At 71.9% G+C, this 9,403-nt stretch carries 10 protein-coding genes; 5 read left to right on the plus strand and 5 right to left on the minus strand.

Annotated features, from left to right (window positions below; genetic code table 11):
- Positions 1-173 precede the first annotated feature (173 nt).
- Positions 174-1,202, minus strand: coding sequence for an alpha/beta hydrolase (locus tag F9B16_RS45750; RefSeq protein ID WP_151546542.1), 1,029 nt, complete (start codon positions 1,200-1,202; stop codon positions 174-176).
- A gap of 173 nt (positions 1,203-1,375) precedes the next feature.
- Between F9B16_RS45750 and F9B16_RS45755 the strand changes: the two genes are divergently transcribed.
- Positions 1,376-2,107 (plus strand): isocitrate lyase/PEP mutase family protein, encoded by a 732-nt coding sequence (locus tag F9B16_RS45755; protein ID WP_151546543.1) that lies wholly within the window; start codon positions 1,376-1,378, stop codon positions 2,105-2,107.
- A 127-nt stretch (positions 2,108-2,234) separates the two neighbouring features.
- On the plus strand, positions 2,235-3,065 hold the full coding sequence (locus tag F9B16_RS45760; RefSeq protein ID WP_151546544.1) for an oxygenase MpaB family protein: 831 nt from the start codon (positions 2,235-2,237) through the stop codon (positions 3,063-3,065).
- 53 nt (positions 3,066-3,118) lie between these two features.
- On the opposite strand, the gene F9B16_RS45765 is transcribed toward F9B16_RS45760, so the two are convergent.
- Positions 3,119-3,994: an alpha/beta fold hydrolase gene (locus F9B16_RS45765; RefSeq protein ID WP_151546545.1), complete on the minus strand. Its 876-nt coding sequence runs from the start codon at positions 3,992-3,994 to the stop codon at positions 3,119-3,121.
- A gap of 85 nt (positions 3,995-4,079) precedes the next feature.
- Between F9B16_RS45765 and F9B16_RS45770 the strand changes: the two genes are divergently transcribed.
- Positions 4,080-4,646: a CGNR zinc finger domain-containing protein gene (locus tag F9B16_RS45770; protein WP_151546546.1), complete on the plus strand. Its 567-nt coding sequence runs from the start codon at positions 4,080-4,082 to the stop codon at positions 4,644-4,646.
- Here the strand turns inward: F9B16_RS45770 and F9B16_RS45775 are convergent.
- From F9B16_RS45775 to F9B16_RS53785, 3 genes are all read right to left on the minus strand, one after another.
- Positions 4,633-4,980, minus strand: a complete 348-nt coding sequence (locus tag F9B16_RS45775; protein ID WP_151546547.1) for a VOC family protein — start codon at positions 4,978-4,980, stop codon at positions 4,633-4,635. The two genes, F9B16_RS45770 and F9B16_RS45775, sit on opposite strands and share 14 nt — an antisense overlap.
- Positions 4,981-5,063: 83 nt before the next feature.
- Entirely contained in the window at positions 5,064-5,597 is a 534-nt protein-coding gene (locus tag F9B16_RS45780; RefSeq protein WP_151546548.1) for a hypothetical protein, read from the minus strand.
- Positions 5,594-5,716, minus strand: coding sequence for a hypothetical protein (locus F9B16_RS53785; protein ID WP_264159867.1), 123 nt, complete (start codon positions 5,714-5,716; stop codon positions 5,594-5,596). Before F9B16_RS53785 ends, F9B16_RS45780 begins: the two co-directional genes overlap by 4 nt.
- A gap of 583 nt (positions 5,717-6,299) precedes the next feature.
- On the opposite strand from F9B16_RS53785, the gene F9B16_RS45785 reads away from it, so the two are divergent.
- Together F9B16_RS45785 and F9B16_RS45790 are read left to right on the plus strand one after the other, a co-directional pair.
- Positions 6,300-7,490 carry an MFS transporter gene (locus F9B16_RS45785; protein ID WP_225992531.1) on the plus strand — a complete coding sequence of 397 codons (1,191 nt, stop codon included), beginning with the start codon at positions 6,300-6,302 and terminating at the stop codon, positions 7,488-7,490.
- A gap of 213 nt (positions 7,491-7,703) precedes the next feature.
- Positions 7,704-8,672, plus strand: a complete 969-nt coding sequence (locus F9B16_RS45790) for a WD40 repeat domain-containing protein (protein WP_192809328.1) — start codon at positions 7,704-7,706, stop codon at positions 8,670-8,672.
- The last annotated feature ends 731 nt before the right edge of the window (positions 8,673-9,403 follow it).

Consider the following 9,403-nt stretch of genomic DNA (forward strand, 5'->3'; position numbering starts at 1 on the left):
GTGGACAGCCCAAAGGCTCGTGCGGGCGGCCGCCGGTGTCAACGAATCCATGGGCCACTGGATTTTCAATCCCTGTGAACGGGCCCTCTGAAAACACTGAAAAGCCAGTCTGACCAGCACGAACGGCGTGCCCGCCGGAGGAGCGGGCACGCCGTTTCGGGGAGGGCCGGGCGTCAGGGCGCGATGCGCCGGCAGAGCCAGGAGAGCGCGAGCGGGTACCGGTAGTCGATGCCGCCGTGGCCCGCGTCGAACAGCTCGAAGCGGATCACGTCGGGGGAGACCCCGGCGTCCAGCAGCGCGCGGTGGAACGCCTCGGCGCCGATGTCCAGGAACCATTCGTCGCGGGTGCCGCCGTCGATCCAGATCGCCCGCTGGGAGCGCATCGCGGCGGCGTGGTCCGGCACCATCCGGACGGGGTCCCAGGCGAGCCAGCGGTCCCAGATGTCCGGGCGCAGGACGCCGGTGACGGGGTCGAACGGCAGTTCCGGCGTGCCGTCGTCCCGGGCGGAGTAGCAGACGGCCATGCCGAGGACGTTCAGCAGCTCCATGTCCTCGGGCTTGGTGAACGAGACGCGCGCGTTGAAATCGTCCCACCAGCGGGTGATGTCGCCGTCGTATTTCCGCAGGTGGCGGACGCATTTCGGGAACTCGGGAAGGTAGCAGTACTCGAACAGGGCGTCGCCGGCGTGGGTGGCGAGCGCGCCGAACAGGTCGGGGCGGAGCATCGGCGTGATCATGGCGCCGTAGCCGCCGCTGGACTTGCCGCTGATCGCCCGGTGCTCGGGCGCGTCGAGCGTGCGGTAGCGGGCGTCGACCCAGGGGACGACCTCGTCGCAGATGTAGGAGTGGTACCTGCCGGTGCCGGGGGAGTCGACGAACTGGCTGCCGCCGTGCGCCGTCCACGCGTCGACGAACACGACGATCGCGGGCGGGGCCTCGCCGGAGGCGAACACGGCGTCGGCGGTCTCGGGGAACGGCTGCCGGTACGGCATCCGGTTCCGCCAGATCCCGACGTGCCCGGTGAACCCGGTGATCACGTAGACGGACGGGTAGCGGCGGTCCGGCTCGTCGTCGTAGCCGGGCGGGACGTACACCAGCAGCGGGCGTTCGTGCGGGTCCTTCAGCGGGTTGCCGCGCAGCAGCTCGCTGCTGACGGTGTGCTCCTCAAGGCGTCCGGCGAAGTCGGCGGACCACGGCAGCATGCGCACTCCCTCGTGTCACGGGCCACTCGATCATCTCGACGCTAGCCCAGCCCCCGGCGTCGCGGGTGACCGCATCCCGCCAGGTGCCGGACGGGCCGGAAGGGGCATGTGTCACGTAATGCGTCCCGATCCGGTCCCCCTGGTGAACGAACGCGTGACGGAAGGAGAGACAGATGTCCGAGAACGCCGCCCGGCTGCGCGACCTGCACCGTCCCGGCGACCCGCTGCTGCTGCCGAACGTGTGGGACGCGGCGAGCGCCGAGATCGTCCAGGAGGCCGGGTATCCGGCGCTCGCGACCGCGAGCGCCGCGGTCTCCGCGATGCTCGGCTATCCCGACCACGAGGGCGCCCCGGTGGACGAGATGCTCGCCGCCGCCGGGCGGGTGATCCGGGCCGCGTCCGTCCCGGTGACGGTGGACGCCGAGGCCGGGTACGGGCTGCCGCCGGAGGAGCTGGTGGAGCGGCTGCTCGCGATCGGCGCGGCGGGCTGCAACCTGGAGGACACCTACGCGGGGACCCTCGCCGAGCCGGAGAAGCAGGCGGAGTACCTGGCCGCGGTGCGCGCCGCGGCGGGCGACGCCCTGGTGATCAACGCGCGGGCCGACACGTTCGTCGCCGGGCTCGCGGACCCGGTGGACGCCGCGATCGCCCGCGGCCGGCTCTACATCGAGGCGGGCGCGGACTGCGTGTACCCGATCACCGCGCCGCCGGACGCGGTCGCGACGCTGGTCAAGGGCATTCCGGGGCCGGTGAACGTGAACTGCTTCCCGGGGTCGTCGCTCGGCGAGCTCGCGGAGGCGGGGGCGGCGCGCGTGTCGTTCGGCCCGGTGCCGTACATGCGGGCGCTGGATTCGCTGAAGGAGTTCGCGGGACGGGTGCTGCGGCGGGAGGATCCGTACGCGTGACCGGGCACGGGGCGCCCGGTCGACCGGGCGCGGGGTGCCCGGTCCGCCGGGCGCCCCTTGCAAGCGCTTGCTTACAGATGGCACAGTGATACGGAAATCGCTTCTCTGTACCAGGAGTGAGGACCGGATGACCGCGACCGCCACGTCCACGGAGCGTCCCCCGACGATAGTCTTCGACGCGATCTCCGGCATGGCCCTGTCCGCCGCCGCAGCGAACGTCGTCATGCAGCTCTCCCGCCTGCCCGTCGGGCACGGCGTCGCCGAGAGCACCGTGGACAGCGGCCGCGTCGACAAGCATCCCATCAAGCGCGCCCGCACCACCCTCAGCTACATCGCCGTCGCCATGCTCGGCGACGAGGACGAGCGCCTCGCCATGCGCCGCGAGGTCAACCGCGCCCACAAGCAGGTCCGCGCGAAGGAGCCCGTCCCCTACAACGCCTTCGACCGCGACCTCCAGCTCTGGGTCGCCGCGTGCCTCTACTGGGGCACCGAGATGATCTACACGATGCTCTACGGCGACCCCACCCAGGAGCAGGTCGACGCCCTCTACCGGCACGGCGCCCGCTTCGGCACCACCCTCCAGATGACCGAGGACATGTGGCCCGCCGACCGCGCCGCCTTCGAGGAGTACTGGACCGAGTCCCTCAAGAAGATCGAGATGGACGACGTCACCCGCGGCTACCTCCGCGACCTCACCGAGCTGCGCTTCCTGCCCGCCCCCGTGCGCTGGACGCTCGGCCGGCTGCACCGCTTCCTGACCCTCGGGTTCCTGCCGGCCCCCTTCCGCGACGAGCTCGGCTACGCGTGGACGCCCCGCGACCAGGCCCGCTTCGACCGCTTCGCCCGGCTGATGGCGCTCACCAACCGCGCCATGCCCCGTCCCCTCCGCGCGTTCCCCTTCAACGTCTACCTGCGGGACGTCCGCCGCCGCATCAGGAAGGACCGCCCCATCGTCTGACCGCCGCGCTACTGACCGCCGCGCTACTGACCGCCGCGCTACTGACCGCCGCGCTACGCCTGGACGCGGTCGAGGAAGCCCGCGACGAGCGGGGCGATCTCCGGCAGGCGGTCCTCCAGGGCGAAGTGGCCCGTGTCGAGGACGTGGAGCTCGGCGTCCGGGACGTCGCGCAGGTAGGCGCGCGCGCCCGGCTCGGTGAAGAACGGGTCGTTGCGGCCCCAGACGATCAGTGCCGGCGGGGTGTGCTCGCGCAGCCACGCCTGCCAGGCGCCGTAGCGCTCCACGTTGGAGCGGTAGTCGAACGCCAGCGCGACCTGCGCCTCCTTGCGCCCGGGCAGGTCGAGGAAGTGCTGGTCGAGCGTCCAGCCGTCCGGCGCGACCGCCTCGGGGTCGGCGACGCCCGTCTCGTACTGGCCGCGCGTCCCCTCGAGGGTGAGCAGGCCGCGGATCGTCTCCTCGGCGCCGTCCTGGCCGGGACGCAGCGCGATGAACGCCCGCGCCGCGTCCGACAGGCCGTCGGTGTAGGCGTTGCCGTTCTGGACGATCAGGCCCGCGATCCACTCCGGGTGCCGCTCGGCGAGCCGGAAGCCGACCGGCGCGCCGAAGTCGAAGACGTACATGACGAACCGGGACAGCCCGAGCCGTTCGACGAACCCCTCGGTGACGTCGGCGAGGCGGTCGAACGAGTAGGCGAAGCCGTCCGGGGCCTGCGTGCGCCCGAAGCCGGGGTAGTCGGGGGCGATGAGCCGGTACCGGGTGCCCAGCACGTCGATCAGGCGCCTGAACTGGTGCGACGCGGACGGGAAGCCGTGCAGGAGCAGCAGCGCGGGCGCGCCGGCGCGCTCGGGCACCGACTCCCGGTAGAAGACGCGGACATCGCCGACGTCCACGTACCGGTGAACCGTCCGGGCGACCGTGGGGACCGTCATGTCTAACGCCTTCCTTCGCTGAAGATGCGTTAGTTATAGCCGTTGACGATCTAATGCGTCAAACCATGGATGTAGCATTAGGAGCATGAGCGACGTCGTCCCGCTGACCGGCGAACCCCTCGCCCTCGACCTCGTCAACACCCGCACCGCGGCCGGCGACCTGCTCGCCACCCCCGACGACCTGCGCGCCTGGCTCCTCCTCCAGGCCGACCGGCTCCCGGACCCGGGTCTCCTCGACATACATGACGTACGTGCCGTGCGGGCTGTACGGGACCACGCGGCCAAGGCCATCGAACGGGCCCGGCACGGCGAACGTCCCGCCGCCGCGGACCTGGCCGCGCTCAACGACGCCCAGCGCGCCGCGCCCGCCATCACCGAGCTGACCTGGGACGGCATCGCGGTCACCGGTGTTCGCCGGCGCACCGGCCCGCCCGGCGCGCAGCTCGCCGGACGGCTCGCCGAGGCCGCCGCCGACCTCCTCGCCGACCCGTCCGTCACCAGGATCCGGCAGTGCGAGGCCGACGACTGCGTCCTGCTGTTCCTGCCCGCCCACCCGCGCCGCCGCTGGTGCTCGGCCGCCCGCTGCGGCAACCGAGTCCGCGTCGCCCGCCACTACCAGCGCCGCAAGGGCCCCGGCGTCAGCGGTGCGTGACGACGTTGATCACGCGGCCGTCCGGGTCGCGGACGAAGAACCGCCGCACGCCCCACTCCTCGTCCTGCAGCGGATGCACGATCTCCGCGCCCCGCTCCCGCATCGCCGCATAGGCCGCGTCGACGTCGTCCACCTCGACGCTGATGTCCGGATCGACCGGTGCCGACCTGTCCGCGGTCATGACATTGATCTGCGCGGTCGGGACGTCCGGGGAGGCGAGCGTCATGACCCACCCGAGGTCCATGACCTCCTCGAACCCGAGCAGGCCGTAGAACTCGCGGTTCTTCCCGGCGGCATCGGAACGGACATTGGGCACGACGCGGCGAACGGTCATCTCTAGCGGCTCCAGTGAAGTTGCGGTCTCCGGCACGACGCTATGCGCCCGGGACGCGGCGGTCTTGGACGAATGGGAGCCCGTCATCCGTGTCGGCGCCGGCGGACCGCGTAGGCCACCGTAACCGCCGCCAGCAGCGGCCCCCACGCCACCAGCGGCAGGTAGCAGGCGTACAGGATGGCGGCCTTCGCGCCGTGCGGCATCTCCGGGTCGCCGTCCGAGAAGCCGAAGGCCAGCGGCGTCCACAGGCAGATCAGCGCGACCGAGCCGAGCGCCGCCGGGACGATCGCCGCGAGCGGACGGATCCGGCGGCCGCGCAGGACCGGCACCCAGCGCGGCCACACCTCGCCCCACGGCCGGACGAGCCCGAGGCTGAGGAACGCGAGCGTCTCGGACAGGGCCGTCAGCGCGATCACGTACGGCAGCGTGAACCACGGCCCGTTCGCCGGATCCTGCGACCCCGTGAACCCCGCCGGCAGGCCCAGAGCGAACAGGATCCGCCAGATCCCGGACGGCAGCGCGCACCACATCGTCGCCTGCGCCGCCCAGTCCGCCCAGCGCGGCACCGGCCCCCGCGTCGCCGCCGCGCCCGGCGCGACCGCGTCCACGGCGGTCATCGGACGGCCCCGAGCGCGTGCGCGGCCGGCTCACCGGACCCCGTGGCAAGCATCGCCCCCGCGATGAGGGCGACGAGCGCCGCCACCACCGCGGCCTTGATCGTGAATTTCCGGGACACCGCTTCCTCCTGATCTCGCGATGCCCCCACGCTCCCGCCCCCGCCGCACCGCCCGCCTCCCCCGAGCGGCCCATCCCCGTCCCCCGCGAGACGGGCTTCGCGACGGCCGCCTCGGGCGTGAGCGATGCGGCGTCGGGCGTGAGCGATGCGGCCTCGGGCGTGAGTGATGCGGCCTCGGGCGTGAGTGATGCGGCCTCGGGCGTGAGTGATGCGGATCACCGCCACGGCGTGCCGGGCCCCGACGGATTTCCGGAAGGCGACGGGTCCCTATATCCGGGGGCACTTCTGAACGCCCTCCCGGAATTGGCGGAATGTCGTGCGGCGAGGAGGTGGAACACCATGACCTGGTTCCCCGGCTAAGCGAGAACTGAGACGGGCCGATCCCGGGCCGGATCGCCTACCGGGATCGTCGCGTCGGGCCCGAAGACCCGGCCGGCCGCTTCGGTGACCAGGCCGTCTTCGGGCCCGGCGTCCGCTCGGACGAGCGACCTCCCCGTCCACGTCGAAATGAGAGACCGCCCATATGTCAGCCCCCACCGCTTCCCGGCGGAACAGGACGAGAGCCGAAGCCGGCTACGGTCCGGTGTTCGCCAACAAGGAGTTCCGGGCGATATTCGCAGCCCATGTGCTCTCCGGCCTGGGCGGCGTCTTCGCCGAAGTGTCCCTGGCCGCTCTCGTGTTCCGGCGCACCGGCTCGGCGCTGCTGACGGCACTCGTCTTCGCCCTCGGCCTGCTGCCCTACGCCCTCAGCGGGATCCTCCTGTCCGGCATCGCCGACCGGTACCCGGCCCGGCGCGTGCTCGTCGCCTGCGACCTGCTGTCGGCTGCCTGCGTGCTCGCCATGGCCGTTCCGGTGACCCCGCTCGCGCTGCTGTTCGCCCTCCGGTTCGCGGTGTCGATGATGTCGCCGCTGTTCACCGGGACGCGCGCGGCGAGCCTGGCGAGCATCCTGCCGGGAGACGCCTATGCCCTGGGACGGTCGCTGGTGCGGATCGTCTCGCAGAGTTCGCAGATCATCGGTTACGGCCTCGGCGGGCTGGTGCTGGTGTGGATGTCACCGCGCACCGCCCTTTACGTGACCGTCTGCACCTTTCTCGGGTCCGCGCTGCTGATACGGATGGGCGCCCGCGACCGTCCGGCTCCCGCATCGGGGCACGGCGGGATGATGCGAGACTCGATCACCTCCGCCCGGCGGCTCTTCGCCGTCCCCCGGATCCGCGCCCTCCTCCTGATGTGGTGGATGCCGCCGATGTTCTTCGTCGTCGCGGAAGGGACCGCCGCGCCGTTCGCGGACGCCGCCCGTGCGGGTTCGGTCGGCTTCGGCCTGTTCCTGGCCGCGATGCCCGCCGGAACCGCAGTGGGCGAGGTGCTGGCCGGTGCGCTGCTCGGAGCGGCCGCCCGCGAGCACATCGCCCTGCCGCTCGCGGGCGCGTCGATGCTGCCGATGGCGGCCTTCGCCTTCCGCCCATCGCTGCCGCTCGCCGTCGCTCTCCTGTTCCTCACCGGCCTGTGCGCCGCCTACGCGCTCGGCATGGACCAGTGGTTCCTGCAAGCCGTACCCGAGCGGATGCGGGGCCGCGCCATGTCCCTGCTGGGCGCCGGGCTCATGACCTCCCAAGGCGCCGGCATGATCGCCGGAGGTGCCGTCGCCGCGCTGGCACCCCCGTACGCCGTGATCTGCGGGGCCGGTGTCGCCGGTACAACCTGCACCCTCGTCGTACTGCGGTCGGTCCATGCGACACGACCAACGACGGCTCCGGACGCCGCGCCCTAGACAAAAGCGGACGCGGTGCGCTACTACCAACCGTTCGGGATCAGCCCCGGACGGTACCCCCCAGGCACCGCCAGACCGGATGACCGCCCGGCCATCCGGCGCGGATCCGTGCCGATCCCCGAAAGGAACGCTGTCATGACGGATGCGTCGCCCTCTCGACCGGACACAAGCGCGGGGCGGCCCATCCGGCGCCGCAGCGTCCTGGTCGCCGGCATGGGAACAGCCGCCCTGATGCTGTCCGAAGCGTGCCGCGCCGGACACGGCGCCACGTCCACCGGCCCGACGCCCGCCCGTCCGCAGCCCCTCGGGAACGGACGGGCTCTCTCCGGCCACAGCGGCGTCGTCGACTGCATGACGTTCAGCCCGGACGGCCGGATCCTGGCCACCGGCGACGAGGACAAGACCGTCCGGCTGTGGAGGACCTCCACCGGCACCGAGATCGCGACCTTGCGAGGCTTCCGGGAAGGAGCCGGCCAGCTGGCCTTCACCCCCGACGGCAGGACGCTCGCCGCCGGAGGCGACGACCTCGTGCTGCTGTGGGACGTGCGGACCCACGCCCGGATCGGCGCCCTCACCGGCCATGAGAAAGCGGTCTTCGCGATGGCGCTGAGCCCGGACGGGAAGACCCTCGCCACCGGCAGCGTCGACGAGACCATCCGCATCTGGAACCTGCGCACCCGCGCCCACATCGCCACGATCAGGCCACAGGCCCAGACCGTCAGCGCGCTGGCGTTCAGCCCCGACGGCAAGATCCTGGCCAGCGGGCACGACAACGGGGTCGGCACCGGCGACCACAGCATCCGCTTGTGGAGCGTGCCCGGCTGGAAGCCCATCGGCACCCTCGCTGGCCATACGCAAGCGGTCGGCTCGGTGACGTTCAGCCCGGACGGCAGGACCTTGGCCAGCGGCAGTACCGACAGCACCGTCCGCCTATGGGACACGACCACCAGAACCGGTGTCGCCACCCTCACCGGCCACGCGAGCACCGTCACCTCGGTGGCCTTCGGACCCGACGGCAAGACACTGGCCAGCACCAGCTCGGACAACACCACCCGCCTGTGGGACGTGGCCAAGCGCACCACCACCCGCACCGGAGCCGGCGGCGCATCCGTCGCCTTCACCCCCGACGGCAAAATCCTCGCCGCCTCCACCAACAAAACCGTACTTCTCTGGCCCCTCTAACACCCACCCCGCCCGCCGTGGTGGCACGACCTGGCAGGGCGTGCGTGGCGTGGCGGCGTGGCCCGGCGCGGGGCGGCGTGGCAGGGCAGGCGGCGTGGCCAGGACGCGGCGGCTCTGCCGATACGCGACGCGGAGCGGGCGGATCGCGAGCCTGGTGGAGTCGTCCGTCGCGGTCGCGAGGGAGCGCATCCACCGCAAAGTCGAGATACAGCCGGAAGCCGGGCGTCACGGAGGGGGCGGTCGCTCGCGCTGCGGACGGCCAGGACCGAGACGCACGCCATCGGCTGCCATCTCGTCGAGACGCGCGTCGTTGAGACGCGCGTCGTTGAGGTGCGGGTCGTCGGGGTGCGCGTGGGCGGGGTGTGTGTCGTTGACGTTGAGTGGGTCGGTCGTGGGCGGCACTGTGGTGGTGCGCGGAGAGTTCCTGGCGGTATGCGGCGTAGCGACGCAAAGGCATAGGGATCCGGGGATGTGGTGCTGTGATGCTCGACTGCGCGCTGCGGGTGAGGTGAATGGCCGGAGCGAGGGTGTGACGTGTTCCGCTGTTCAGGTGTTCGAGGGACCGGAGAAAAAGGTGTTCGGGTGGTGGGGTGGCGCTTGCGTACGGGGCCGCCCCTCCAAAGTCAAGGGCGCCTTCGGCGTCGCTTCGCGATGGACTTCGTCCACCCTTGACTTTGGAGCCTCTGCGGCCCCTGGGCAGGTGATGGGGGCAGGCTCCGCCTGCCCCGCCC

It is taken from the genome of Actinomadura montaniterrae (genome assembly GCF_008923365.1).
GTDB classification, from domain to species: domain Bacteria; phylum Actinomycetota; class Actinomycetes; order Streptosporangiales; family Streptosporangiaceae; genus Spirillospora; species Spirillospora montaniterrae.

Excerpts from the sequence above, each read along its gene's own strand:
- F9B16_RS45765 (WP_151546545.1), bottom strand. The coding sequence starts at position 3,994 with ATGACGGTCCCCACGGTCGCCCGGACGGTTCACCGGTACGTGGACGTC.
- F9B16_RS45770 (WP_151546546.1), top strand. The coding sequence starts at position 4,080 with ATGAGCGACGTCGTCCCGCTGACCGGCGAACCCCTCGCCCTCGACCTC.
- F9B16_RS45750 (WP_151546542.1), bottom strand. The coding sequence starts at position 1,202 with ATGCTGCCGTGGTCCGCCGACTTCGCCGGACGCCTTGAGGAGCACACC.
- F9B16_RS45790 (WP_192809328.1), top strand. The coding sequence starts at position 7,704 with ATGGGAACAGCCGCCCTGATGCTGTCCGAAGCGTGCCGCGCCGGACAC.
- F9B16_RS45760 (WP_151546544.1), top strand. The coding sequence starts at position 2,235 with ATGACCGCGACCGCCACGTCCACGGAGCGTCCCCCGACGATAGTCTTC.
- F9B16_RS45775 (WP_151546547.1), bottom strand. The coding sequence starts at position 4,980 with ATGACCGTTCGCCGCGTCGTGCCCAATGTCCGTTCCGATGCCGCCGGG.
- F9B16_RS45780 (WP_151546548.1), bottom strand. The coding sequence starts at position 5,597 with ATGACCGCCGTGGACGCGGTCGCGCCGGGCGCGGCGGCGACGCGGGGG.
- F9B16_RS45755 (WP_151546543.1), top strand. The coding sequence starts at position 1,376 with ATGTCCGAGAACGCCGCCCGGCTGCGCGACCTGCACCGTCCCGGCGAC.